Source organism: Paraburkholderia sp. J8-2 (genome assembly GCF_905220195.1).
Taxonomy (GTDB): domain Bacteria; phylum Pseudomonadota; class Gammaproteobacteria; order Burkholderiales; family Burkholderiaceae; genus Paraburkholderia.
Genome location: NZ_CAJMZA010000005.1, coordinates 398,819 through 423,234 on the forward strand (window position 1 = coordinate 398,819; position 24,416 = coordinate 423,234).

Genomic DNA, 24,416 nt, shown 5'->3' on the forward strand with positions numbered 1-24,416 from the left:
AGCGAACCTTGTTAGTGTCAGCTAAATGAATGGTATGCCGGGCGGACCGGCCGGCGGGCGCACAACGCAAATGAACGCCAATGCGGCGCCCCGCAGTCCGCGCGGCAGTGCAAATCGATTAATTTCTCAAAGGGAGTAATGATGCAAAAACGATTCAAGCAGGTGATGTTGCTGGCCGCTCTCGTGCCGACGTTTGCCATGGCTCAGGCGCTCCAGAACCAGGCGCCCGCCCCCCAGGCACCGGCAGCGGCTGCAGCACCCGTCGATCCGGCCAAGCAAGCCGCGATCAAGGACCTGCTCGACGCGATCGACGCACAGAAGCTCGTCGGCGCAATCGGCAACAGCGCCCAGATGCAAGCCAAGCAGCTTGTCCCGGCAATCCTGTCGGACGCGCTCTCGGAAAACAAGACGATGACGGACAAGCAGAAGCAAGCTGCCGTCCCGTCGCTGCAGAAGAACGCCGTGCCGAAGCTGGTTGACTCGGCAGGCCAGGTCTTCGCGACCGACTCGTTCAAGCAGGACGCCATGCAAGCTCAGTACGACGCGTATGCGAAGTACTACAGCACGCAGGAAATCAAGGACCTGACCACGTTCTACCGCAGCCCGACCGGCCGCAAGTTCATTCAGGTTCAAGACCAGGTTGGCCGCGACGTCGTGAACAGCCTGATGCAGAAGTACATGCCGCAGTCGATCAAGGCAACGCGCGACCAGGCCGACAAGGAAGTCGCTTCGGTCAAGGCTGCCAAGTAAGCCTTCCGGCATTACGCGCCCTCCGGTTCGTCGCCATGAAGTACGGTAGCGGGGCCGGATTGGCCGCGTAGGCCCGGAAACCCACCGCCGCGCCACGCGTGGCGGGTTCCCGGCGACAATGCGATAATGGTCGTTTGCGCGATAAGCGCAAGCGGCCATTTACTTTTTCTGGCGTGTTTTCCGGTGGTTTTTGCCACAACGCCTGCCTCGGGGATCCTTTTTACGATGCGCGTCTACAACTTCTCAGCCGGACCGGCAGCGTTGCCAGAAGAAGTCCTGCGTCAGGCCGCCGACGAAATGCTCGACTGGCACGGCAGCGGCATGGGCGTGATGGAAATGAGCCATCGCGGCCCGGAATTCATGCAGATTCATGCCGAGGCGCTGCTCGATCTGCGCGAGCTGATGCAGGTGCCCGCCAGTCACCAGATTCTATTTCTGCAGGGCGGCGGCATTGGCGAGAACGCGATCGTGCCGCTCAACCTGTTCGGCTCGAAGCCGCGCGCCGACTTTGTCGTGACTGGCTCGTGGTCGCAGAAGTCGCAGAAGGAAGCGCTCAAGTACGGCGAGGCGCACATTGCAGCGACGGGTCGTACCGAGGCCGGCTTCACGCATTCGCCGCCGAAGAGCGAGTGGAAGCTTTCCGACGACCCCGCTTACGTGCACCTGTGCACGAACGAGACGATCGACGGCGTCGAGACCTTCGAGATTCCCGACCTCGGTGACATTCCGCTCGTGGCTGACGCCTCGTCGCACATCCTGTCGCGCCCGATGGACATCGCCAAGTACGGCGTGCTCTACGGCGGCGCGCAGAAAAATATCGGCATGGCGGGCGTGACGGTCGTGATCGTGCGCGAGGACTTGCTCGATCGTTCGATGCCGATTTGCCCGTCGGCGTTCGAATGGAAAACCGTGGCCGCGAACAATTCGATGTTCAACACGCCGCCGACCTACGCGATCTATATCGCGGGCCTCGTGTTCAAGTGGCTCAAGCGCCAGGGCGGTCTCGAAGTCATCGAGGCGCGCAATGTGGAAAAAGCGAAGCTGCTCTACGACACGATCGACGCAAGCAGCTTCTACATTAACAAGGTGGAGCGCCGCGCGCGCTCGCGGATGAACGTGCCGTTCTTCCTCGCCGACGAAACACGTAACGCAGATTTCCTCGCCGGCGCCAAAGCGCGCGGGCTGTTGCAGCTGAAGGGCCACAAGTCCGTCGGCGGCATGCGGGCATCGATTTACAACGCGGTGCCGCTCGAGGCAGTGAAGGCGCTGGTCGAGTACATGAAGGAATTCGAGGCGAAGCACGCGTAAGCGCGCCTCGCTCACCGAGCGAAGCGGCGCCGCGCGCATCCTTTCAGATTGCCGGTTTTACGCATGGACGACGAACTCAACTCCCAACTCAAGCCGCTGCGCGAACGCATCGATGCGATCGACGCGCAACTCATCGCGCTCCTGAACCAGCGCGCCTCGGTCGCGCTCGAAGTGGGCGAGGTCAAGAAGCATTTCAACGCGCCGGTGTTTCGCCCGGAGCGCGAGCTTCAGGTGATCGAGCGCCTGCAGAACATGAGCGACGGCCCGCTCGGCAACGATCACATCAGCGCGATCTGGCGCGAGATCATGGCCGCGAGCCGTTCGCTCGAAAAGACGATTTCGGCCGCGTTCCTCGGCCCGGTCGGCACCTATAGCGAACAGGCGATGTACCAGTACTTCGGTCAGTCGATCGAAGGCCTGCCGTGCCCGTCGATCGACGAGGTGTTCCGCTCGGTCGAGGCGGGCGCCGCCGAGTTCGGCGTCGTGCCGGTCGAGAATTCGACCGAAGGCGCCGTTTCACGCACGCTCGACCTGTTCCTCGAAACGCAGCTCGTCATTGGCGGCGAAATCGCGCTGCCGATTCAGCACAATCTGATGACGCTGAGCGGCAACCTGAACGGCGTGAAGCGCGTGTGCGCGCACCCGCAGGCGCTCGCGCAGTGCCAGCACTGGCTGACCGCGAACGCGCCGCAGCTCGAGCGTCAGCCGGTGTCGAGCAATGCGGAAGCCGCGCGTCTGGCCGCCGCCGACCCGACGGTTGCGGCGATTGCCGGCGACCGCGCCGCCACGCACTACGGTTTGCTGATCGCCAACGCGCTGATCCAGGACGACCCGCACAACCGCACGCGCTTCGTGATGATCGGCAAGCAGCCGGCGGGCGCGACGGGCCGCGACCAGACCTCGATGATTGTTTCGGTGAAGAACGAGCCGGGCGCGGTGTACAAGCTGCTCGAACCGCTCGCGCGCCACAGCGTGTCGATGACGCGTTTCGAGTCGCGGCCGGCACGCCTTGGCAGCACGTGGGAGTACTACTTCTACATCGACTTCGAAGGCCATCGCGACGAACCCGCCGTGGCCGCCGCGCTCGACGAACTCAGCAAGAAAGCCGCGTTTCTGAAGATTCTCGGCTCGTATCCGCGCGCGCGCTAAAGCGCGGAAGGTGCGGGCGGCCCACCGCCGAACGCCGCCCAATCGCCGCCCGCCGCATGAGGATGCCGGGCGGCGCGCCTTTCCCGATCCGTCCCAACCGGCCGTTGTACGCCCGGCGCCTTGAGCCCTGGAGAGACGCATGACCACGCAATTCGGCCCCTCGTATGTGCGCGCAATCGCGCCTTACATCGCCGGCAAACCGATTTCCGAAGTCGCCCGCGAGTTCGGGCTCGACGAGGCGCGCATCGTGAAGCTCGCGTCGAACGAGAATCCGCTCGGCGTGCCCGAGTCGGCGCAGCGTGCAATCGCGCAGGCCGCGAGCGAACTGGGCCGCTATCCGGATTCGAACGCGTTCGAGTTGAAGGCCGCGCTGGCCGCGCGCTACGACGTGCCGGCCGAATGGATCACGCTTGGCAACGGCAGCAACGACATTCTCGAAATGGCCGCGCATGCGTTCGTCGAGCGCGGCCAGTCGATCGTTTATTCGCAGTACTCGTTCGCGGTCTATGCTCTCGCGACGCAGGGCCTTGGCGCGCGCCATCTCGTCACGCCGGCCGTGCACTACGGGCACGATCTCGACGCGATGCTCGCGGCAATCGATGAAGACACACGTCTCGTGTTCGTGGCGAATCCGAACAACCCGACTGGCACGTTCATCGACGGTGCGAAGCTCGAGGCGTTCATCGCGAAGGTGCCCGCGCATGTCGCAGTCGTGCTCGACGAGGCGTACACGGAATACCTCGCGGCGGAGAAGCGCTACGACTCGATCGCGTGGGTGCGCCGCTATCCGAACCTGCTCGTTTCGCGCACGTTCTCGAAGGCCTACGGGCTCGCCGGCCTGCGCATCGGCTTTGCGATTGCGCAGCCGGAGTTGACCGATCTGCTCAACCGTCTGCGCCAGCCGTTCAACGTCAACACGCTCGCGCAGGCCGCCGCTATCGCCGCGCTTGGCGACACGGCGTTCCTCGAGCGCAGCGCGGCGCTCAACGCCGAAGGCTATCGCACGCTAACCGCCGCGTTCGAGCGCCTCGGCCTCGAATACGTGCCTTCGGACGGTAATTTCGTGCTGGTGCGCGTGGCGAAGGATGCAGCGGACGACGGCGCGGGCGAGCGCGTGAACCTCGCGCTGCTCAAGCAGGCTGTGATCGTGCGGCCGGTGGGCAACTATGGTTTGCCGCAGTGGCTGCGTGTGACGATCGGTTTGCCCGAGGAGAACGCGGCGTTCGTCGCGGCCCTCGAGCGAGCGCTCGGCGCGCCTTGAGCGCGCGACCTTTACTCTATTCGGTGGCGTCGTGACTGAGTTTTCGTTTAACAAACTCGTGATTTTCGGTGTGGGCCTGATCGGCGGGTCGCTCGCGCGTGCGTTGCGCGAGCGCGGTTCGTCGGCACGAGAGGGCGCGCAGGTGATCGGCGTGGGCCGCAGTGCGCACTCGGTGTCGCGCGCGCTCGAACTCGGCGTGATCGACGCCGCCGCGACGCTCGACGACGAAGCGGCGCTCGCCGCCGCGCTCGATGGCGCCGATATCGTGTTGATCGCCGCACCCGTTGCGCAAACCCAGGCGCTGCTCGAGCGCATCGCGCCGCACCTCGGCAGCGAGACCATCGTCACCGACGCCGGCAGCACCAAGAGCGATGTGATCGCCGCGGCCCGTGCGGCGCTCGGCGCGCGCATCGCGCAGTTCGTGCCAGGGCACCCGATCGCCGGGCGCGAGTCGAGCGGCGTCGACGCTGCGTTGCCCGATCTCTACGTGGGCCGCAACGTCGTGCTGTGCCCGCTCGAGGAAAACGCGCCGGCATCGGTCGAGCGCATTGCCGCGATGTGGCGCGCCACGGGTGCCGTGATCGGCGAGATGCCGGCCGCGCAACACGACCGCGTATTCGCTTCGGTGAGCCATCTGCCCCACGTGCTGTCGTTTGCACTCGTCGACCAGATTCTCGCTTCGCCCGACGCGCAACTGAAGTTCTCGTTCGCGGCGGGCGGCTTTCGCGATTTCACGCGCATCGCCGCGTCGAGCCCCGAAATGTGGCGCGACGTGTGCCTTGCGAACCGCACCGCGCTGCTTGCCGAACTCGACGGCTACACTGAGGTGCTGGCGAGGCTGCGCGCGGCGATCGACGCCGGCGACGGCGCAGCGCTCGAAACCGTGTTTGCGCGTTCGCGCGCGGCGCGCGAGGCATGGCAAGAGCGCGGCGGCAAGGGCGCCGCGGCGGCCATCGACGCAGCACCAGGCAAATAAGCAAGCAGGACTTAAGCCCGGCGGCGCGAGCGCCGCAAAAACCAGGCTGCAACCCAGGCATTCTCAGGACACGCTCATGGAACACCTCGATCTCGGACCGTTCACCCATGCGTCCGGCACGATCCGTCTGCCCGGCTCGAAAAGCATCTCGAACCGCGTGCTGCTGCTCGCGGCGCTGGCCGAGGGCGACACGACCATCACGAACCTGCTCGACTCCGACGACACGCGCGTCATGCTCGACGCGCTGGAAAAGCTCGGCGTGAAATTGAAGCGCGAGGGCGACACCTGTGTCGTGCAGGGCACGCGCGGCGCGTTCCAGGCAGTGCGCGCCGATCTCTTTCTCGGCAACGCGGGCACGGCGGTGCGACCGCTTACGGCCGCGCTCGCGGTGAACGGCGGCGACTACCGCATTCACGGCGTGCCGCGCATGCACGAGCGGCCCATCGGCGACCTCGTGGATGGCCTGCGCCAGATCGGCGCGAAGATCGATTACGAGGAGAACGAAGGTTTTCCGCCGTTGCGCATCCGCCCGGCGCCGATTTCGGTCGAGGCGCCGATCCGCGTGCGCGGCGACGTGTCGAGCCAGTTCCTCACCGCGCTGCTCATGACGCTGCCGCTCGTGCGCGCGAAGGACGGCATGACGATCGTCGAGGTGGACGGTGAACTGATCTCCAAGCCCTACATCGAAATCACGATCAAGTTGATGGAGCGTTTCGGCGTGAAGGTCGAGCGCCACGGCTGGCATCGTTTCGAGATCCCGGCGGGCGTGCGTTACCAGTCGCCCGGCAAGATCATGGTGGAGGGCGATGCGTCTTCCGCGTCGTACTTCCTCGCCGCGGGCGCGATTGGCGGCGGCCCGCTGCGCGTGGAAGGCGTGGGGCGCTCGAGCATCCAGGGCGACGTTGAATTCGCGGCGGCGCTCATGCGCATGGGCGCGAACGTCACGGTCGCCGACGACTGGATCGAAGTGCGCGGGATCGGCAACGATCACGGCAAGCTCGACCCCATCGACATGGACTTCAACCTGATTCCCGACGCGGCCATGACGATCGCGGTCGCCGCGCTGTTCGCCGATGGCGCGACCACGTTGCGCAACATCGCGAGCTGGCGCGTGAAGGAAACCGACCGCATCGCCGCGATGGCCACCGAGCTGCGCAAGGTGGGCGCGAATGTGGAAGAGGGCCCCGATTACCTGATCGTGCGCCCGCCCGAGAAACTTACGCCGAACGCCGCAATCGACACCTACGACGATCACCGCATGGCGATGTGCTTCTCGCTCGTGAGCCTCGGCGGCGTGCCGGTGCGCATCAACGACCCGAAGTGCGTCGGCAAGACGTTCCCCGATTATTTCGAGCGCTTCCTGGCGCTCGCGCAACCTTGATTCAAACGAAGCCGAGTACCTTTGCCGCATGAAATCGACCCGTCCCTTTTATCCGACGCCCGTCATCACGATCGACGGCCCGACCGCTTCCGGCAAAGGCACGGTGGCCGCGCTGGTCGCCGCCCAACTCGGCTTTCACCTGCTCGACAGCGGCGCGCTGTACCGGCTGGCGGCGCTCGCGAGCGTGCGCTACACAATTGCCGCCGACGACGCCGAGAGCCTGGCGAAACTGATCGATGACCTCCATATCACGTTCCGCGAGGGGCTCGCACAGCTCGACGGCGTTGACGTTTCGAACGATATTCGCGCCGAGGAGGTGGGCAACCGCGCCTCGATGATCGCCGCGCATCCGGCCGTGCGCACGGCGCTCGTGGCGCGCCAGCGGGCGTTTCGCAAGCTTCCCGGGCTCGTGGCGGACGGCCGCGACATGGGCACCGTGATCTTCCCGGACGCCGTTCTGAAGGTGTTTTTGACGGCCAGCGTGGAGGCTCGCGCGGCCCGCCGGCATAAGCAATTGATCCAAAAAGGTTTTTCTGCTAATATGGATGACTTGCTTCGGGATTTGCGTGAACGCGACGCGCGCGACAGTAACCGCGCGGCCGCGCCGCTCAAGCCCGCAGCAGATGCGCAGCTTCTCGATACTTCGGCGCTCTCCGTCGACCAGGCGGTCGAACAGGTGGTGCGGTGGTATCAGGGGGCGAGCCAACTGCGGCCCGTGCGGTAATTCACGAGCGCGGCAAAGCGCAGTAAAGAAAGCAGTAGCAGTGCCAGTTGGTGCCCTGGAAAGAAACAGGGCGTGTGTTAAACCCTTTAACCCAGTATGGCTTTTGCATCTGTGCCGCGAGCGTAAGCGTTCCGGCCTCAACGCACCACCGGTCAAGACTGGCCAACGGTGCAGCGAAAACCATGCAAATCCAGATTTTTATGTCCGACCTGCAAACCTCCACCCCCAATACCGAATCCTTTGCGGCTCTGTTCGAAGAGTCGCTGACCCGCCAGGACATGCGCGCCGGCGAAGTCATCTCCGCTGAAGTCGTGCGCGTCGACCACAACTTCGTGGTCGTGAACGCTGGCCTGAAGTCCGAGGCTTATATTCCTATCGAGGAATTCCTGAACGACCAGGGCGAAGTGGAGGTTCAGGCGGGTGATTTCGTTTCCGTCGCGATCGACGCGCTGGAAAACGGCTACGGCGACACCATCCTGTCGCGCGACAAGGCGAAGCGTCTCGCTTCGTGGCTGTCGCTGGAAAAGGCCCTCGACAACAACGAACTCGTGACCGGCACGATCACGGGCAAGGTCAAGGGCGGCATGACCGTCATGGTCAACGGCATCCGCGCGTTCCTGCCGGGTTCGCTCGTCGACACGCGTCCGGTCAAGGACACGACGCCGTACGAAGGCAAGACCCTCGAATTCCGCGTCATCAAGCTCGACCGCAAGCGTAACAACGTCGTGCTGTCGCGCCGCGCAGTGATCGAAGCCACGCAAGGCGAAGAGCGCGCAAAGCTGCTCGAAACGCTGAAGGAAGGCGCGATCGTCAACGGCGTGGTCAAGAACATCACCGACTACGGCGCGTTCGTGGACCTCGGCGGTATCGACGGCCTGCTGCACATCACCGACATCGCATGGCGTCGCGTGCGTCACCCGAGCGAAGTTCTCTCGGTTGGCCAGGAAGTCACCGCGAAGATCCTCAAGTTCGACCAGGAAAAGAACCGCGTTTCGCTCGGTATCAAGCAACTGGGCGACGATCCGTGGGAAGGCATCTCGCGCCGTTACCCGTCGGGCACGCGCCTGTTCGGTAAGGTCACGAACATCACCGACTACGGCGCGTTCGTCGAAGTCGAATCGGGCATCGAAGGCCTGGTTCACGTGTCGGAAATGGACTGGACCAACAAGAACGTTGCTCCGTCGAAGGTTGTCCAGCTGGGCGACGAAGTCGAAGTCATGGTCCTCGAGATCGACGAAGACCGCCGCCGCATCTCGCTCGGCATGAAGCAATGCAAGCCGAATCCGTGGGATGACTTCAGCCGCAACTTCAAGAAGGGCGACAAGCTGCAAGGCGCAATCAAGTCGATCACCGACTTCGGCGTGTTCATCGGTCTGCCTGGCGGCATCGATGGTCTGGTTCACCTTTCGGACCTGTCGTGGTCGGAAGCTGGCGAAGAAGCCGTTCGCAAGTACAAGAAGGGCGACGAAGTCGAAGCCGTGGTTCTGGGCATCGACGTCGAGAAGGAACGCATTTCGCTCGGCATCAAGCAGCTCGAAGGCGACCCGTTCAGCAACTTCGTTGCAATCAACGACAAGGGCGCAACGGTCGACGGCGTCGTGAAGTCGGTGGACGCGAAGGGTGCAGTTATCACCCTGACGGCGGACGTCGAAGGCTACCTGCGTGCTTCGGAAATCGCGCAAGACCGCGTGGAAGATGCTCGCAACGTGCTGAAGGAAGGCGACAAGGTCAACGCGATGATCATCAACATCGATCGCAAGTCGCGTGGCATCAACCTGTCGATCAAGGCGAAGGACTCGGCCGAGACGCAGGAAGCACTGCGCAGCATGTCGGCTGATTCGGGTCAGGCTGCCACCGGCACGACCAACCTCGGCGCGCTGCTCAAGGCCAAGCTCGACGGCCAGAACCAGTAAGCCTCAAACGGGGGCAAGCTGAAGTATGACCAAATCTGAATTGGTCGCGCAGCTGGCTACGCGATTTCCGCAACTTGTTCTCAAGGACGCGGATTTCGCGGTCAAGACGATGCTCGATGCGATGTCCGAGGCGCTTGCCAAGGGCCATCGCATCGAAATTCGTGGCTTTGGCAGCTTCGGCCTGAATCGTCGGCCGTCGCGCGTTGGGCGCAATCCCAAGTCGGGTGAAAAGGTGCTGGTGCCTGAGAAGTTCGTACCGCACTTCAAGCCGGGCAAGGAACTGCGCGAGCGCGTGGACCGTAATTCGGGCGAGCCGCTGAAGGCGGACGAGCCGGACGACGACCTGTAAGCGTTGGATCGTTTTTGCGATCAGGCGATTGCGGTCGTCGGCGGTCAATGCCAGATGGCCAGAATGCATGGACCGGTAAAAAGCGCTGGGGTGAACCACCCCGGCGCTTTTTTTCGTCTGCGCCTTTTCGACGCTGTTTGCGTTGGCGCCCCGGTTTGATCTGGCGCCGCGCTCGCTCACACGTGTCGGCGCGCGAGCCGTTCAATTACAATACGGGACACTTCGGCGCGGCTTGTGCTGCGGCGCAGCATGTCCGCCACGCCGGCGCCTTTCTCAACTGCCAAGAGAATCCTTCAATGAGATTGATCGCCTGGGTGATCCGTGTGCTGGTGTTCGTGCTGCTGCTCGTACTCGCGCTCGCCAACACGCAAACCGCGACGCTGAACTTTCTGGCCGGATATTCATGGCAGGCTCCGCTGATCCTGATCGGCCTCGCGTTCTTTGTGGTGGGGCTGCTGGCGGGGCTGCTTTCCGCGCTGCCTGGCGTGTTCCGGCTGCGCATGGAAAACGGCCGCCTCAAACGCGACCTGCGTGTGGCGCGTGAAACGCCCACGCCGAGCGTCGAGCCGCCGCTGCCGCCGCTCATCTGATTTGTATTGCCGTGCCGCGCGCCTGAACGGGTGCGGCTGATTTTCCGCTCATACCATCGCTCGCATGGATCTCGATTTTTGGTGGCTCCTCGTCATTCCCGTGGCTTTCGCGCTCGGCTGGATGGCGTCGCGCTACGACCTGAAGGCACTCCTTTCCGAAAGCGCCAACCTGCCGCGCTCGTATTTCCGCGGGCTGAATTTCCTGCTCAACGAGCAGCCGGACAAGGCCATCGACGCGTTCATCGAGGTCGCCAAGCTCGACCCGGAAACCGTCGAACTGCACTTTGCGCTCGGCAATCTGTTTCGCCGCCGCGGCGAGACCGATCGCGCGATCCGCGTGCATCAGAATTTGCTCTCGCGCTCCGACCTGCCCGTGAACGAGCGCGACCACGCGCTCTATGAACTCGGCCAGGACTTCCTGAAGGCCGGCATGCTCGACCGCGCAGAGGAAACCTTCGGCAAGCTCAAGTCGGGCGACTTCGCGCTTGGCGCACAGCGCGCGCTGCTCGCGATCTACGAGATCGAGAAGGACTGGAACCGCTGCATCGACACCGCACGTCATCTCGAAACGATGGGCGCGGCTTCGCTCGACCTCGAGATCGCGCAGTTCCATTGCGAGCTCGCTCAGGAAGCGCTCCAGCAGAAGAAGCCCGACGAAGCGCGCCGTCAGCTGACGCTGGCGCTCAAGGCCAATGCGCAGAACGTGCGCGCGACGATCCTCGCGGGCGATGTCGATGCGGCAAGCGGTGATTGCGAGACGGCGCTTCGTCACTGGCGCGAAGTCGAGGCGCAAAACCCCGCGTATTTACCGCTCGTCGCTGAAAAGGTCATGAAGGCCTATGAGACGCTCGGCCGCGCCGAAGAGGGCGCGCAACTGCTCACGACGTGGGTCGATGCGTATCCGTCCAACGACCTGCTCGACGTCGCGTACAAGCATGTCGCCGCGCTGCGCGGCGCCGAAGCGGCGCACTCGCTCGCCCGCACGCAGATGGAGAAGTCCCCGAATCTCGCCGGCATGGCGCGCCTGCTCGAAGCGCAGCAGGCAACGGCCGAAGAGCCGCGCCGCAGCGAACTCGAACTGATGCGCAAGCTGCTCCAGCAGCGCACCAAGAACCTGCCTCGTTACACCTGCCAGAACTGCGGCTTCCGGGCGCGCCTCTTCTACTGGCAGTGTCCTGGCTGCAGCGGTTGGGAAACCTATGCGCCGCGCCGCGTCGAGCCGGTTCCCGCGTCGAGCTGAGCCTAAGGGCAGCGCCCGTTGCCGGGCGCCTGGGCGGCCACGCACACACAGTCAATACAACATCAGCATCTGTCACCGGAGCGCCTATGAAGATCACCATTGTCGGTACCGGCTACGTCGGCCTCGTCACCGGTGCGTGTCTTGCCGAAATCGGCCACGACGTGTTTTGCCTCGATGTCGATCCGCGCAAGATCGACATCTTGAATGGCGGCGGCGTGCCGATTCACGAACCGGGCCTGCTCGAACTCATCGCGCGCAACCGCGCGGCCGGGCGCATCACGTTTTCCACCGACGTGGCGGCGAGCGTCGAGCACGGCGAGGTGCAGTTCATCGCCGTGGGCACGCCGCCTGACGAAGACGGCTCGGCCGATCTCCAGTACGTGCTCGAGGCGGCGCGCAGCATTGGCCGCCACATGAACGGCTTCAAGGTGGTCGTCGACAAGTCGACGGTCCCGGTCGGCACGGCGCAGCGCGTACACGGCGTGCTGGCCGAAGAACTGGCCAAGCGCGGCCTTATGCACAGCGTGGACCATCGCTTCTCGGTCGTCTCGAATCCCGAGTTCCTGAAAGAGGGCGCGGCCGTGGACGACTTCATGCGCCCGGACCGCATCATCATCGGGCTCGACGAGGACGAGAACGGCAACGCCGCGCGCGAGAAGATGAAACGCCTCTACGCGCCGTTCAACCGCAATCACGAGCGCACGATCTACATGGACGTGCGCTCCGCCGAATTCACGAAGTACGCGGCCAACGCCATGCTCGCCACGCGCATCTCGTTCATGAACGAGATGGCGAATCTCGCCGACCGCGTGGGCGCCGACATCGAGTCGGTGCGCCGCGGCATCGGTTCCGATCCGCGCATCGGCTATCACTTCCTGTACGCGGGCTGCGGCTACGGTGGCTCGTGCTTTCCGAAGGACGTGCAGGCGCTGATCCGCACGGCCGCGGAGTCGGGCCAGAACCTGCGCGTGCTCGAAGCGGTCGAGGAGGTCAATCACGGCCAGAAGGAGGTGCTCGTCAAGAAGATCGCCAAGGTGTGCGGCGAAGACCTCACGGGCAAGCACTTCGCGGTGTGGGGCCTCGCATTCAAGCCGAACACCGACGATATGCGCGAAGCGCCGAGCCGCCGTCTGATCGCCGACCTGCTTGCGCGCGGCGCGACGGTGGCCGCGTGGGATCCGGTCGCGGCCGAGGAAGCGCAGCGTGTATTCGCGCTCGATCTCGCGCACGCGCCCGAGCAGCATGCGCGCCTTTCGTTCGCATCGAGCCAGGACGACGCGCTCACGGACGCTGACGCGCTCGTGATCGTCACCGAATGGACCGCGTTCAAGGCGCCCGACTTCGTGCACTTGAAGAAGGTGCTCAAGGCACCGCGTATCTTCGACGGACGCAATCTCTACGAGCCCGACGCCATGGCAGAGCTCGGCATTGACTATCACTCGATTGGGCGGCCCCATGTCAATCTCGCAAACTCCGCAGCCTGAAGCCGCGCCTGTCAGCGCGCTTGCCACGGCGATCGCGCCCGAAGTGCGCGTCGTGCCGCGCGAGAAGCTCGCCACCTCGCGCGTGCTGGTGGTGGGCGACGTCATGCTCGACCGCTACTGGTTCGGCGACGTCAACCGCATCTCGCCGGAAGCGCCGGTGCCGGTCGTGCATGTGCAGCGCAAGGAAGACCGCCTCGGCGGCGCCGCGAACGTCGCGCGCAACGCGGCGGCGCTCGGTGCCCATGCGGGCCTCCTGTGCGTGTTGGGCCATGACGAACCCGGCGAGCGCATCGTCGAGTTGCTCGACGAAAGCAACGTGAACGCGTATCTCGAACGCGATCCCTCGTTGCCGACCACCATCAAGCTGCGCGTGCTTTCGCGCCAGCAACAGCTCTTGCGCGTGGACTTCGAGAACACGCCCGCGCACGAGATCCTGCTTGCCGGCCTCGCACGTTTCGACGCGCTGCTGCCCACGCACGACGTGATTCTGCTCTCCGACTACGCGAAGGGCGGCCTCACGCACGTCACGCAGATGATCGCGAAGGCGCGCGCTGCGGGCAAGGCAGTTCTGGTCGACCCCAAGGGCGACGACTGGGAGCGCTATCGCGGCGCGAGCCTCATCACGCCGAACCGCGCGGAGCTGCGCGAAGTGGTGGGCACCTGGAAATCCGAGGAGGACCTGCACGCACGCGTGACGAAGCTGCGCCACGAACTGCAGTTCGACGCGCTGCTGCTCACGCGCTCAGAAGAGGGTATGACGCTCTTTTCCGACGACGGCGCGCTGCACGCGGCGGCTGACGCGCGCGAAGTGTATGATGTCTCGGGCGCCGGCGACACGGTGATCGCGACTGTCGCGGTCATGCTGGGCGCGGGTTTGCCGCTCGTCGAGGGCGTTGCGCTCGCGAATCGCGCGGCCGGCATCGTGGTCGGCAAGCTCGGTACGGCCACCGTCGACTACGACGAACTCTTTCAATAACGTTCCGCACGCGCTCGCGTAGCGCGCTCGCACCCCGGCCGGGATTTCCGGAGAGTTTTCCCGGTTGTGGGTCAACCTCGCATCAACCTCGCGTGAACCTCGTCACCGCAGACCTATCATGACTCTCATCGTCACCGGCGCGGCCGGCTTTATCGGCAGCAACATCGTCAAGGCGCTGAACGAACGCGGCGAAGACCGCATCATCGCCGTCGACAATCTCACCCGCGCGGACAAGTTCAGGAATCTCGTCGATTGCGAGATCGACGACTACATCGACAAGACCGAGTTCGTCGAGCGCTTCACGCGCGGCGATTTCGGCAACGTGCGCGCGGTATTCCACGAAGGCGCCTGTTCGGACACGATGGAAACCGACGGCCGCTACATGATGGACAACAACTTCCGCTATAGCCGCGCCGTGCTCGACGCGTGCCTCGCACAGCGCGTGCAGTTTCTGTATGCGTCGTCGGCGGCGATCTATGGCGGCTCGACGCGCTTTGTCGAAGAACGCGAAGTCGAAGCGCCGCTGAACGTGTACGGCTATTCGAAGTTCCTGTTCGACCAGGTGATCCGCCGCGTGCTGCCCAAGGCGCAAAGCCAGATTGCGGGCTTTCGCTACTTCAACGTGTACGGGCCGCGCGAGACGCACAAGGCGCGCATGGCTTCGGTAGCGTTCCACAACTTCAACCAGTTCCGCGCGGAAGGCCGCGTGAAGCTGTTCGGCGAGTACAACGGCTACGCGCCGGGCGAGCAGACGCGCGACTTCGTCTCTGTCGAGGACGTGGTGAAGGTCAACCTGTTCTTCTTCGATCATCCGGAGAAGACGGGCATCTTCAATCTCGGAAGCGGCCGTGCGCAGCCGTTCAACGACATCGCAACGACCGTGGTGAATACGCTGCGCGCGATGGAAGGCAAGCCTGCGCTTTCGCTCGCGGAGCAGGTCAAGGAAGGGCTGATCGAGTACATCCCGTTCCCCGACGCGCTGCGCGGCAAGTATCAGTGCTTCACGCAAGCGGACCAGTCGAAGCTGCGCGCAGCGGGCTACGACGCGCCGTTCCTGACGGTGCAGGAAGGCGTGGATCGTTACGTACGTTGGCTTTCTGGCCAGGTGTAACGCGAAGCCGTGACTTCATAAACTGGACTCTCCTCGCCGGCGATGGTCGCCGGCGTTTTCAGGGAGATCCAGCATGTTCCGAAAAATCCTTGCGGCGGCCGCGCTTCTGGCCGTATTCAGCCACGCCTTCGCGGCCGTGGACGTCAACACGGCCAACGAAGACGCGCTTCGCGGCATCAAGGGTATTGGGCCCGCGCGCGCCAAGGCCATTCTCGACGAACGCTCCGCGCACGGCCCGTACAAGGATGCCGCTGACCTCGGCAAGCGCGTGAAGGGCCTCGGTGGCCATACCGTCGAACGTTTGCAGGCCGAAGGATTGGCCGTCGGGCCCGCGAATGCCCAGGCGGGGCAGGCGAAGGTTGCACAGGCAACGCCCGCGAAGGCAGGGGCGCCTCAGCCGGCTACCGTGGCCGTCAAGAAGTAGGCGTCCGCTCGCGTTTTTCCCCCGCGTCTCGTGCGTAAGCCGCGCGGGGTGTAGTCTCCTTCAGGTGTCGCTCAGGTGAAGTCGGCCCGCGACGTTGACCCGCGGCCCGGGCCGCGGGCTTTTTGCCGCGCATCGAGATTGGGTCGCGAGCCTGCGGCCATACCAGCGTAATGGGTTCCAGCGGGGTCTCCAGCGGTCGGTGGCCGCGTGGTTTAGAATCGACGGATCACGTCATTGCGCCTTACTGCCATTCCCATGCCCTACAAGACCATTGAAGACACGATCGGCAATACCCCGCTCGTGCAGCTCGTCCGCCTGCCGGACGACGAAATCCGCGCCCGCAATAACGTCCTGCTGGCCAAGCTGGAAGGCAACAACCCGGCTGGGTCGGTGAAGGACCGCCCGGCGCTTTCGATGATCCGCAAAGCCGAAGAGCGCGGCCGCATCAAGCCGGGCGATACGCTCATCGAAGCGACGAGCGGCAATACGGGCATCGCGCTCGCCATGGCAGCGGCGATTCGCGGCTACAAGATGGTGCTCATCATGCCGGAGGACCTTTCGGTCGAACGCCGTCAGAGCATGGCCGCTTATGGCGCGGAAATCATGCTCACGCCCGTCAAGGGCGGTATGGAATATGCGCGCGACCTCGCCGAGCAAATGCAGCGCGACGGCAAGGGCATCATCCTCGACCAGTTCGCCAATCCGGACAACCCGCTTGCGCATTACGAGGCCACCGGCCCGGAAATCTGGCGCGACACTGAAGGGCGCATCACGCACTTCGTTTCGTCAATGGGCACGACCGGCACGATCATGGGCACGTCCCAGTTCCTGAAGGAAAAGAATCAGGCCATCGAGATCGTCGGTGCGCAGCCGGAAGAAGGCTCGCGCATTCCGGGCATTCGCAAGTGGCCCGAAGCGTACATGCCGAAGATTTTCGACCGCAGCCGCGTGGATCGCGTGGAGAACGTGAGCCAGGCCGCCGCCGAAAACATGGCGCGCCGGCTTGCCTCGGTCGAAGGCATTTTCGCGGGTATCTCGTCGGGCGGCGCATGCGAGGTGGCATTGCGTGTTGCGCGCCAGGTCGAGAACGCGACGATCGTGTTCATCGTCTGCGATCGTGGCGACCGTTATCTGTCTACGGGTGTGTTTCCCGCTTGATTCAAGCGTAAGTGCAAACAAAACGGCCTTCGGTGTTTCCGAAGGCCGTTTTGTTTTGTGCCGCTGAAATTAGTCTTGCTGACCGGGTGGCGTCGTGCCCGTACCGTTCGGGGCACTGTTCATGCCGTTGCCATTTCCGTTGCCGCCACCGTTTCCACCATTCTCACCATTGCCGTTCGCCGGGCCCACACCCACGCCCGGCTGCGTCGCCAGCATCTGCGCCTTCACGCGCATACCCAGCTGATACACCGCAAGCGCATAGAAGAAGCTGCGGTTATAGCGCGTGAGCACATAGAAATTCTTGAGCCCGAGCTTGTACTCGGTGCCGCGTCCGGGCGAGGGCAGGTCGATCACCGTGACGGGCGTGCCCGCCTCGGCGGCGATGTCCACGTCCGGCTGATCGAGCACGAGCCCCGAGCGCAGCAACTGGCTGAGCGGCCAGCGCGGTTCCGGCTTGCCGTCCGCCGCGGCTTGCGCAATGCCGAGGCTGCCCGCGTCGGTCGCGATATTCCACACCACGGGCCGGCCCGATTCCCAGCCGTTCTGCCGCAGATAGTTCGCCACGCTGCCGATCGCGTCGGCCGTGCTCGCGCGCAGGTCGATGTGATTGTTGCCTTCATAGTCGACCGCGTACTGCACGATGCTGCTCGGCAGGAACTGCGGAATGCCGATCGCGCCCGTGTACGAGCCGAGCACCGACGACGGATCGATCTGGGAGTCGCGCGTCCACACGAGATAGTCTTCGAGATTCTTACGGAACGTTGCCATGCGCTCGGCGCGGTTCGGCGTGTTCGGATAATCGAAGGCCAGCGTGGTGAGCGCATCGAGCACGCGGAAGTTGCCCATGTAGCGGCCATAGATCGTCTCCACGCCAATGATGCCGACGATCACCTCGGGCGGCACGCCAAACTCTTCCGACGCGCGCTGCAGCGTAGCCTGGTTCGCGCGCCAGAAGCGCACGCCCGCATTGATGCGCACTGGGTCGAGAAAGCGCGCCTGATACGCGCGCCAGTTCTTCACGCCCGGAACGGGCGAGGGCGTGACGAGCTTCACCGCCGTCGCCGAATAATTCGCGCTCGCGAAGAGCGCGTGCAGCGCAGTGGGATCGAAGTCGTAGCGCGCCACCATGTCGTTGATGAAGCCATCGACGTCCGGATTGTTCGCGTAGCGCTGCGGGACGATTTCCTCTTCGAACGTCTGGCCTTGCGCCGGCGTTTGCGGCTGGGCTTGCGCGAGCGTGAGCGGCGTCTGTCGCGATTTCGGCGCGGCAGTTTGCGCGCGCGCCGCGCCGGTGCACAGCGACGCCGCAACGCAAAGCGCGAGTGCGAGGGTCGTGCGACGTGGGCGGCTGGAAGCGGACAGAGCGGTCTTGAGCGTCATGAGCGAGAGAGGGGGAGAGCGGGCCAGGAAGATCCCGGGCAGTATAACCGAGCGCCTTATGGGAATTGGGCCGTTGCGCGCCGGCGTGGCGCGTGAGCACCAGGTCGCTGTGGTAACGTGGTGTCTGTTCGCGCGCCGGCCGGCGCGCCGCCAGACAAATGCAATCAGATTGCATGGGACCAGAGTCAGGCGCCAAAGCGCCATCTCTGGCCGACAGATCGAAGGAGACCCGCGGCCGCGCGCATGCGCGAAGCCCGCGGTTAGTGCGACCCATGACGACCGGTTTCTTCTCTCACCCCGATTTTCTGCTGCACGAGATGGGCGAATGGCATCCCGAATGCCCGGCGCGCCTGCAGGCCATCGAAGACCAGCTGATCGCGAGCCGCATCGACGCTCTGATCGAGCGCGACGAATCGGCGCCGCTCGCGACCGAGGCGGACCTCCTGCGCGTGCATACCCAGGCGCACATCGACTTCATCCGCAACACGGCGCCCACGGAAGGCTACGCGAGCATCGACCCCGACACGCTGATGAATCCGCACACGTGGCAGGCGGCGCTGCGCGCGGCGGGCGCGGCGATCGCAGCCACCGACGCGGTGCTCGCAGGGCGCTACGAGAACGCATTCTGCAGCGTGCGGCCGCCCGGACATCATGCGGAGCCCGCGCGCGCGATGGGCTTTTGCTTCTTCAACAACATCGCGATCGCGGCGCGCCATGCGCTGGAAGTCCATGGTCTGCAACGCGTGGCGATCGTCGATTTCGACGTCCATCACGGCAATGGCACCGAAGCCGCGTTCGCGGGCGATTCGCGCGTGCTGATGTGCAGCTTTTTCCAGCATCCGTTCTATCCGTACTCGGGGGCCGAGAATCCGGCGCCGAACATGGTCAATTTGCCGATCGCGGCGCGCACGAAAGGCATGGAAGTGCGCGAGGCCATCGACATCATGTGGCTGCCGCGGCTGCACGAGTTCAAGCCGGAGATGGTGTTCGTCTCGGCGGGCTTCGACGCGCATCGCGAAGACGACCTCGGCAACATGGGGCTCGTGGAGGACGACTTCGCGTGGATCACGGAACAGATTCGCGAGATCGCGCGCCGCTATGCGAAGGGGCGCATCGTGAGCAGCCTCGAAGGCGGCTACAACCTCTCGGCGCTGGGCCGCAGTGTGGTGGCGCATTTGCGCGTGCTGGCCGATATCTAGGCAACCCGCGCCGCTTTGGGCGCGGACCCGCATCGCACACATTCGAACGTAGGAGACACGCATCGTGAATGCCAATCCCTGCTCATCGCCAACGCTGATTGAAGTGACGTGCGACGCGTACGGCGTGCCAGGCGTCGTGCGCCTCACGCTGAATCGCCCGGATGCGTTCAACGCGCTTTCCGAAGCGCTGATCGATGCCGTGCAGGCCGAACTCGCCGCGCTCGCGAAATCCGATGCGCGCGTGATCGTGATCGCTGCAGCGGGCCGCGCGTTCTGCGCGGGCCACGATCTCAGGGAAATGCGCGCGGCGCCCTCGCACGAGTACTACGCGAAGCTGTTCGAACGCTGCTCGAAGATGATGCTGACCATTCAAAAGATGCCGCAGCCGGTGATCGCGCGCGTGCAAGGCGTGGCGACGGCGGCGGGCTGCCAGCTCGTCGCGATGTGTGATCTGGCGGTGGCGGCGGACACGGCGCGCTTTGCCGTGTCGGGCATCAATCTCGGGCTCTTCTGCTCGACGCCTGCTGTACCGCTCTCGCGCAACGTTTCGCGCAAGGCGGCCTTTGAGATGCTCATGACAGGCGAATTCATCGACGCCGAAAAGGCGCTGCGCGAAGGCCTCGTAAATCGCGTGGTGCCCGCCGAAGAACTCGACGCCGCCGTGACGGCGCTTGCCGCGAGCATCTGCGCGAAACCGCGCGAGGCGGTCGAGGCCGGCAAGGGGCTCTTCTACCGGCAGCTCGAAATGGGCATCGAAGCCGCGTATCAACTGGCCGGGCAGACCATGGCCTGCAACATGATGACCGACCCCGCGCTCGACGGCGTGCAGGCATTCATCGAGAAGCGCGCAGCGAAATAGCGAGTCTGGCCGCTCAGCAGTGCTGATCGATCCAGTCGATCATTGCGCCGATCACGCGTTCGCGATCGAGGTCGTTGAGCGTTTCGTGGTAGCTGCCTTCATACAGCGTGAGCGTGCGATCGGGCGATCCCACGTTCGCGCCAAACGCGCGGCTGCCGTCGGGCTCGGTGAGCTTGTCCTCAGTGCCATGCCAGATCAGCACGGGTAGCCGCAATTGCGCGCGGCCCGCTTCGATGCGCTTCATCGCTTCCAGCAATTGCGCGCCCGTGCGCGCGGGTATCGCGCCGTGATGCACGAGCGGATCGGCGCGATTCGCTTCGACCACGGCGGGGTCGCGCGCAAGCAGGGCCGCGTCGATCTTCATCGCCGGAAAGGTTGGCCAGATCGCGCTGATCACGCGGCTCGCGGCGATCATCCATGCGGGCACGTCGCGGCCCGGCGCGAGCGCTGCGCTCGAGAGCAGCAGGCCCCCGAGCGGCACGCGCGTTTGCGGCAGGCGCTCGACGGCGTAGAGCGCGGCGATCGCGCCGCCCATGCTGTGACCCATCAGGAAGAGCGGTGTGCCCTGTGCTGCGCATTGCGTGCTCGCGTGGGCGACTAGCGCCTCGGCGTCGTCGAGATATTCGTCGACGCGCGCAACCCAGGTGCGGCGGCCTGGCGCACGCCCATGGCCGCGCAGATCGATTGCGTAGACGTCAATGCCCGCAGCGTTCAGCCGCGCCGCAAGCGCCGCGTAGCGGCCCGCATGCTCCGCCAGGCCGTGAACCAGCGCGAGGGCCGCGCGCGGCGGCGCGCTCGCGCGCCAAACGTAGAGCGGCAGTTCGACGCCGTCGCGCGTGCGCAGCGTCGATCGCTCGGTGGGCTCCATGGCGTCGGCCGCGCCGGTTTTCTGACTGGTCTCCATCTCGCTCCCTGGTTGGGCGGTTCGTTTTCGGTATCAGTCTGTCGGCAGCAGTGTAGCGGCCGGGCGAGCGCTGACGCGCTGCCAGTGCCCTCTAATGCAAATGGGTTATGAAAATATCGAAATTGATTATTAAAAGGAATTTTGCGTGCCAGGGTAAAATGGCGAGCTAAATCCAGTCCATCAAACGGCGGCTGTCTGCCGGCGCGACGCGTTTTCCGAATATCCGAAAGGGGCGGTCAATGCGAGCGGCGCGCGGCACACCCGCCGTTTTGCTTTTTTCCATGATCGAAATTCGAAACGTGTCCCAGCGCTTCGCCGGCCCACAAGGCTGGATCGAGGCGCTGCACAACGTCAATCTGACGATTCCGCCGGGCGAAGTGTTCGGCATCATCGGGCGCAGCGGTGCAGGCAAGAGCACGCTCGTGCGCACCATCAACCTGCTCACGCGGCCCACCGAAGGCGACATCGTCGTCAACGGGCGCACGCTCACGTCGCTCTCGTCGGCCGACCTGCGCGAGGCGCGCCGCGAGATCGGCATGATCTTCCAGCACTTCAACCTGCTGTCGTCGCGCACGGTATTCGACAACGTCGCGCTGCCGCTGGAGCTTGCTGGCGTGAAGCGCGCCGAGATCGAAGCGACGGTGCTGCCGCTGCTCGAACTGGTTGGCCTCAGCGCGCAGAAGGATCGCTATCCCTCGCAGATCAGCGGCGGTCAGAAGCAGCGCGTGGGCATTGCGCGCGCGCTCGCGAGCAAGCCGAAGGTGCTGCTTTCGGACGAGGCGACCTCCGCGCTCGACCCCGAAACCACGCGCGCGATTCTCGACCTGCTGCGCAAGATCAATCGCGAGCTGAACCTGACCGTCGTGATGATCACGCACCAGATGGAAGTGATCAAACAGGTTTGCGACCGCGTGGCCGTGCTCGATGCGGGCCGCGTGGTGGAGAGCGGCCCCGTGCTCGACGTGTTCCTGCAGCCTCGCCACGAAGTCACGCGCGCGCTGCTCGGCGACGTGATCGCCCAGGAATTGCCGCCCGCGCTCAAGGCGCGCGTGGCCGAGCGCCTCGCGAAGGGCAGCGGCCACTTGCTGCGCCTCGCGTTCAAGGGGACGGGCGTCGACCAGCCGGTGTTGTCAGAAACGATTCGCCGCTTCGAACTCGATTTCAACATCCTGCACGGCCAGATCGACGAGATCCAGGGGCAGGCGTTCGGCTCGCTCGCGGTGCTTGCGGCCGGCGATCCGGTGAAGGTGGCGCAGGCCATTGCATGGCTGCGCGAGCAAGGTGTCGTGGTGGAGGAACTGTCCCATGTGGAGTGAAATGTTCGACATGTTCGTCCAGTCGTTCTGGGAGACGCTCATCATGGTGGGCATCTCGGGACTCGTGGGCGCGGCCATCGGCCTGCCGCTCGGCGTGCTGCTCTATCTCACCGACCGCAACGGCGTGCTGCAGAACATCGCCGCGAATCGCGTGATGGGCGTGATCGTCAACGCCGTGCGATCCACGCCGTTCATCATCCTGCTCGTCGCCGTGATTCCGTTCACGCGTGTCGTGGTCGGCTCGTCGATCGGCACGGCGGCCGCCATCGTGCCGCTCACCATTGCCGCTGCACCGTTCATCGCGCGACTCGTGGAAACGGCGTTGCGCGAAGTCGATCGCGGCCTGATCGAAGCCGCCCAGGCCATGGGCGCGAGCACGAGCCAGATCGTCTTCAAGGTGCTGCTGCCCGAGTCGCTGCCGGGCGTGGTGGCGGGGCTCACCATCACCTTCATCTCGCTCGTTGGCTATTCGGCCATGGCGGGCGCGATCGGCGGCGGCGGTCTTGGCGACCTCGGCATCCGCTACGGCTATCAGCGCTTCGAGCCCGAAGTCATGCTGATCGTCGTCGTGATCCTGATCGTGTTCGTGCAGCTCGTGCAGTCGTTCGGCGACTGGCTCGTGCGGCGCCTGAGCCATAAATAAGCCTGAAAACAGGCAGTTTTTCGATCAACACCACTACACAAGACAAAGGTTTGGTATGCAACGTCGTTTCATGATCCGTCTCGCGGCAGCGCTTGGCGCGGCTTCGCTGATCGCTCCGCTGCTTGCACCTATGACGGCGCACGCGGACGAAACCATCAAGGTGGGCGTGACGGGCGGCCCGCACGAGCAGGTGATGGAAGTCGTGAAGAGCGTGGCCGCGAAGAACGGCCTGAACATCAAGATCGTCGAGTTCTCCGACTACGTGCAGCCGAATGCGGCGCTCGCGGGCGGCGACCTCGATGCCAACAGCTACCAGCACGGGCCGTATCTCGATGCGCAGGTGAAGGATCGCGGCTACAAGCTCATCAAGATCGCGGACACGGTCACGTTCCCGATGGGCATCTACTCGAAGAAGATCAAATCGCTGTCCGAACTGAAGCCGGGCGCTCGCATCGCGGTGCCCAATGATCCGACGAATGGCGGCCGCGCATTGCTGCTGCTGCAAAGCCAGGGCCTTATCAAGTTGCGCGCCAACGCAGGCTTGAAGGCGACGCCGCTCGACATCGTGGAAAACCCCAGGAAGCTGAAGATCGTCGAACTGGACGCCGCGCAGATTCCACGTTCGCTCGACGACGTGGACGCCGCCGCGATCAACACCAACTTCGCGATGGAAGCGGGCCTGAAGCCGAAACAGGACGCGATCGCAATCGAAGACCCGAAGGGGCCTTACGTGAATATCCTCGCGATTCGCGAAGCCGATCGCAACAAGCCCTGGGTGGCCAAACTGGTCGCCGCTTACCACTCGCCGGAAGTGAAGCAGTACATCGAAACGAAGTTCGGCGGGGCGGTCATCACCGCCTGGTAAGCCCCCTCCAGGCCGTGAAATTAGAGATATTTTTCGGCGCCCGGGCTTGATGCCCGGGTTTTTTCCACCGTAAAATCGCACGATCGTTCGCTACTGATGGCCGGAGTGAAGCAGGGGTGCGGCAGCGGTGGTTCGTGAAAATTGCTGGTGGCAGATCGGCCCGACAGGGCTATCGCTATAATGTCCGCCAGGTTGACGTATTCGTAACTTCGGAGCATGTGAATGAAAGTCCTTGTGCCAGTCAAACGCGTAGTCGATTACAACGTGAAGGTTCGTGTGAAGTCGGACGGCACGGGCGTCGATATCGCCAACGTGAAGATGTCGATGAACCCGTTCGACGAAATCGCCGTGGAAGAAGCGGTGCGTCTGAAGGAAGCGGGCGTGGCGACGGAAGTCATCGCCGTTTCGGCGGGCGTGACGCAAGCGCAGGAAACGCTGCGCACGGCACTGGCCATC

The 24,416-nt window shown here is 64.4% G+C and carries 24 protein-coding genes; 22 read left to right on the forward strand and 2 right to left on the reverse strand.

The window, feature by feature from the left end; all coding sequences use genetic code 11:
- Positions 1-141 precede the first annotated feature (141 nt).
- The 16 genes from U5A52_RS15180 to cysM all read left to right on the forward strand — a co-directional run bounded on the left by U5A52_RS15180 (position 142) and on the right by cysM (position 16,794).
- Positions 142-750: a DUF2059 domain-containing protein gene (locus U5A52_RS15180; protein ID WP_158758339.1), complete on the forward strand. Its 609-nt coding sequence runs from the start codon at positions 142-144 to the stop codon at positions 748-750.
- A gap of 225 nt (positions 751-975) precedes the next feature.
- Positions 976-2,058, forward strand: a complete 1,083-nt coding sequence (gene serC / locus U5A52_RS15185) for a 3-phosphoserine/phosphohydroxythreonine transaminase (protein WP_321913846.1) — start codon at positions 976-978, stop codon at positions 2,056-2,058.
- A 63-nt stretch (positions 2,059-2,121) separates the two neighbouring features.
- Positions 2,122-3,207 (forward strand): prephenate dehydratase, encoded by a 1,086-nt coding sequence (gene pheA, locus U5A52_RS15190; protein ID WP_321913845.1) that lies wholly within the window; start codon positions 2,122-2,124, stop codon positions 3,205-3,207.
- Between the two features lie 139 nt (positions 3,208-3,346).
- Positions 3,347-4,468, forward strand: coding sequence for a histidinol-phosphate transaminase (gene hisC, locus U5A52_RS15195; protein WP_321913844.1), 1,122 nt, complete (start codon positions 3,347-3,349; stop codon positions 4,466-4,468).
- Positions 4,469-4,499: 31 nt separating this feature from the next.
- Complete coding sequence (locus U5A52_RS15200; RefSeq protein WP_321935162.1) at positions 4,500-5,444, forward strand: prephenate dehydrogenase; 945 nt, start codon at positions 4,500-4,502, stop codon at positions 5,442-5,444.
- Between the two features lie 76 nt (positions 5,445-5,520).
- Positions 5,521-6,825: a 3-phosphoshikimate 1-carboxyvinyltransferase gene (gene aroA / locus U5A52_RS15205; RefSeq protein WP_321913842.1), complete on the forward strand. Its 1,305-nt coding sequence runs from the start codon at positions 5,521-5,523 to the stop codon at positions 6,823-6,825.
- A 28-nt stretch (positions 6,826-6,853) separates the two neighbouring features.
- A complete protein-coding gene (gene cmk, locus U5A52_RS15210; RefSeq protein WP_321913841.1) occupies positions 6,854-7,549 on the forward strand; it encodes a (d)CMP kinase in 696 nt (231 codons plus the stop codon).
- Positions 7,550-7,731: 182 nt separating this feature from the next.
- Complete coding sequence (gene rpsA, locus U5A52_RS15215) at positions 7,732-9,462, forward strand: 30S ribosomal protein S1 (protein ID WP_321913840.1); 1,731 nt, start codon at positions 7,732-7,734, stop codon at positions 9,460-9,462.
- 25 nt (positions 9,463-9,487) lie between these two features.
- A complete protein-coding gene (locus U5A52_RS15220) occupies positions 9,488-9,811 on the forward strand; it encodes an integration host factor subunit beta (protein WP_027817382.1) in 324 nt (107 codons plus the stop codon).
- A 296-nt stretch (positions 9,812-10,107) separates the two neighbouring features.
- The gene (locus tag U5A52_RS15225) at positions 10,108-10,401 is read left to right on the forward strand and encodes a lipopolysaccharide assembly protein LapA domain-containing protein (RefSeq protein ID WP_028208175.1); all 294 of its coding nucleotides are present in this window, start codon (positions 10,108-10,110) and stop codon (positions 10,399-10,401) included.
- Positions 10,402-10,465: 64 nt separating this feature from the next.
- Positions 10,466-11,641, forward strand: a complete 1,176-nt coding sequence (lapB, locus tag U5A52_RS15230) for a lipopolysaccharide assembly protein LapB (RefSeq protein WP_321913839.1) — start codon at positions 10,466-10,468, stop codon at positions 11,639-11,641.
- A gap of 86 nt (positions 11,642-11,727) precedes the next feature.
- Positions 11,728-13,125 (forward strand): UDP-glucose/GDP-mannose dehydrogenase family protein, encoded by a 1,398-nt coding sequence (locus tag U5A52_RS15235; protein ID WP_321935163.1) that lies wholly within the window; start codon positions 11,728-11,730, stop codon positions 13,123-13,125.
- Positions 13,097-14,101: a D-glycero-beta-D-manno-heptose-7-phosphate kinase gene (gene rfaE1, locus U5A52_RS15240; RefSeq protein WP_321935164.1), complete on the forward strand. Its 1,005-nt coding sequence runs from the start codon at positions 13,097-13,099 to the stop codon at positions 14,099-14,101. The genes U5A52_RS15235 and rfaE1 overlap by 29 nt, the downstream gene beginning before the upstream one ends.
- A gap of 118 nt (positions 14,102-14,219) precedes the next feature.
- Positions 14,220-15,212, forward strand: coding sequence for an ADP-glyceromanno-heptose 6-epimerase (rfaD, locus tag U5A52_RS15245; protein ID WP_321913836.1), 993 nt, complete (start codon positions 14,220-14,222; stop codon positions 15,210-15,212).
- 73 nt (positions 15,213-15,285) lie between these two features.
- On the forward strand, positions 15,286-15,636 hold the full coding sequence (locus U5A52_RS15250) for a ComEA family DNA-binding protein (RefSeq protein ID WP_321913835.1): 351 nt from the start codon (positions 15,286-15,288) through the stop codon (positions 15,634-15,636).
- Positions 15,637-15,891: 255 nt separating this feature from the next.
- Complete coding sequence (gene cysM / locus U5A52_RS15255; RefSeq protein WP_321913986.1) at positions 15,892-16,794, forward strand: cysteine synthase CysM; 903 nt, start codon at positions 15,892-15,894, stop codon at positions 16,792-16,794.
- A 69-nt stretch (positions 16,795-16,863) separates the two neighbouring features.
- On the opposite strand, the gene mltB is transcribed toward cysM, so the two are convergent.
- Positions 16,864-18,174, reverse strand: a complete 1,311-nt coding sequence (gene mltB, locus U5A52_RS15260; protein ID WP_321913834.1) for a lytic murein transglycosylase B — start codon at positions 18,172-18,174, stop codon at positions 16,864-16,866.
- Positions 18,175-18,446: 272 nt separating this feature from the next.
- Here mltB and U5A52_RS15265 point away from each other — a divergent pair, with 272 nt between their 5' ends.
- Together U5A52_RS15265 and U5A52_RS15270 are read left to right on the forward strand one after the other, a co-directional pair.
- Positions 18,447-19,373: a histone deacetylase family protein gene (locus U5A52_RS15265; protein WP_321913833.1), complete on the forward strand. Its 927-nt coding sequence runs from the start codon at positions 18,447-18,449 to the stop codon at positions 19,371-19,373.
- Between the two features lie 64 nt (positions 19,374-19,437).
- Positions 19,438-20,232: an enoyl-CoA hydratase gene (locus U5A52_RS15270; protein ID WP_321935165.1), complete on the forward strand. Its 795-nt coding sequence runs from the start codon at positions 19,438-19,440 to the stop codon at positions 20,230-20,232.
- A gap of 13 nt (positions 20,233-20,245) precedes the next feature.
- Here U5A52_RS15270 and U5A52_RS15275 read toward each other — a convergent pair whose 3' ends face one another.
- A complete protein-coding gene (locus U5A52_RS15275) occupies positions 20,246-21,136 on the reverse strand; it encodes an alpha/beta hydrolase (protein ID WP_321935166.1) in 891 nt (296 codons plus the stop codon).
- A 281-nt stretch (positions 21,137-21,417) separates the two neighbouring features.
- Here U5A52_RS15275 and U5A52_RS15280 point away from each other — a divergent pair, with 281 nt between their 5' ends.
- The 4 genes from U5A52_RS15280 to U5A52_RS15295 all read left to right on the forward strand — a co-directional run.
- Positions 21,418-22,452, forward strand: a complete 1,035-nt coding sequence (locus U5A52_RS15280) for a methionine ABC transporter ATP-binding protein (RefSeq protein WP_321913830.1) — start codon at positions 21,418-21,420, stop codon at positions 22,450-22,452.
- On the forward strand, positions 22,442-23,095 hold the full coding sequence (locus U5A52_RS15285) for a methionine ABC transporter permease (protein WP_158758320.1): 654 nt from the start codon (positions 22,442-22,444) through the stop codon (positions 23,093-23,095). The genes U5A52_RS15280 and U5A52_RS15285 overlap by 11 nt, the downstream gene beginning before the upstream one ends.
- A gap of 55 nt (positions 23,096-23,150) precedes the next feature.
- Positions 23,151-23,960, forward strand: a complete 810-nt coding sequence (locus U5A52_RS15290; protein ID WP_321935167.1) for a MetQ/NlpA family ABC transporter substrate-binding protein — start codon at positions 23,151-23,153, stop codon at positions 23,958-23,960.
- 222 nt (positions 23,961-24,182) lie between these two features.
- A partial coding sequence (locus U5A52_RS15295; protein WP_415773909.1) for an electron transfer flavoprotein subunit beta/FixA family protein occupies positions 24,183-24,416 on the forward strand: 234 nt, incomplete at its 3' end.

Bases quoted from the DNA above. Each gene is read 5' to 3' on its own strand.
- U5A52_RS15180 (WP_158758339.1), top strand. From the start codon at position 142: ATGCAAAAACGATTCAAGCAGGTGATGTTGCTGGCCGCTCTCGTGCCG.
- serC (WP_321913846.1), top strand. From the start codon at position 976: ATGCGCGTCTACAACTTCTCAGCCGGACCGGCAGCGTTGCCAGAAGAA.
- pheA (WP_321913845.1), top strand. From the start codon at position 2,122: ATGGACGACGAACTCAACTCCCAACTCAAGCCGCTGCGCGAACGCATC.
- hisC (WP_321913844.1), top strand. From the start codon at position 3,347: ATGACCACGCAATTCGGCCCCTCGTATGTGCGCGCAATCGCGCCTTAC.
- aroA (WP_321913842.1), top strand. From the start codon at position 5,521: ATGGAACACCTCGATCTCGGACCGTTCACCCATGCGTCCGGCACGATC.
- cmk (WP_321913841.1), top strand. From the start codon at position 6,854: ATGAAATCGACCCGTCCCTTTTATCCGACGCCCGTCATCACGATCGAC.
- rpsA (WP_321913840.1), top strand. From the start codon at position 7,732: ATGCAAATCCAGATTTTTATGTCCGACCTGCAAACCTCCACCCCCAAT.
- U5A52_RS15220 (WP_027817382.1), top strand. From the start codon at position 9,488: ATGACCAAATCTGAATTGGTCGCGCAGCTGGCTACGCGATTTCCGCAA.
- U5A52_RS15225 (WP_028208175.1), top strand. From the start codon at position 10,108: ATGAGATTGATCGCCTGGGTGATCCGTGTGCTGGTGTTCGTGCTGCTG.
- lapB (WP_321913839.1), top strand. From the start codon at position 10,466: ATGGATCTCGATTTTTGGTGGCTCCTCGTCATTCCCGTGGCTTTCGCG.
- U5A52_RS15235 (WP_321935163.1), top strand. From the start codon at position 11,728: ATGAAGATCACCATTGTCGGTACCGGCTACGTCGGCCTCGTCACCGGT.
- rfaE1 (WP_321935164.1), top strand. From the start codon at position 13,097: ATGTCAATCTCGCAAACTCCGCAGCCTGAAGCCGCGCCTGTCAGCGCG.
- rfaD (WP_321913836.1), top strand. From the start codon at position 14,220: ATGACTCTCATCGTCACCGGCGCGGCCGGCTTTATCGGCAGCAACATC.
- U5A52_RS15250 (WP_321913835.1), top strand. From the start codon at position 15,286: ATGTTCCGAAAAATCCTTGCGGCGGCCGCGCTTCTGGCCGTATTCAGC.
- cysM (WP_321913986.1), top strand. From the start codon at position 15,892: ATGCCCTACAAGACCATTGAAGACACGATCGGCAATACCCCGCTCGTG.
- mltB (WP_321913834.1), bottom strand. From the start codon at position 18,174: ATGACGCTCAAGACCGCTCTGTCCGCTTCCAGCCGCCCACGTCGCACG.
- U5A52_RS15265 (WP_321913833.1), top strand. From the start codon at position 18,447: ATGACGACCGGTTTCTTCTCTCACCCCGATTTTCTGCTGCACGAGATG.
- U5A52_RS15275 (WP_321935166.1), bottom strand. From the start codon at position 21,136: ATGGAGACCAGTCAGAAAACCGGCGCGGCCGACGCCATGGAGCCCACC.
- U5A52_RS15280 (WP_321913830.1), top strand. From the start codon at position 21,418: ATGATCGAAATTCGAAACGTGTCCCAGCGCTTCGCCGGCCCACAAGGC.
- U5A52_RS15285 (WP_158758320.1), top strand. From the start codon at position 22,442: ATGTGGAGTGAAATGTTCGACATGTTCGTCCAGTCGTTCTGGGAGACG.
- U5A52_RS15290 (WP_321935167.1), top strand. From the start codon at position 23,151: ATGCAACGTCGTTTCATGATCCGTCTCGCGGCAGCGCTTGGCGCGGCT.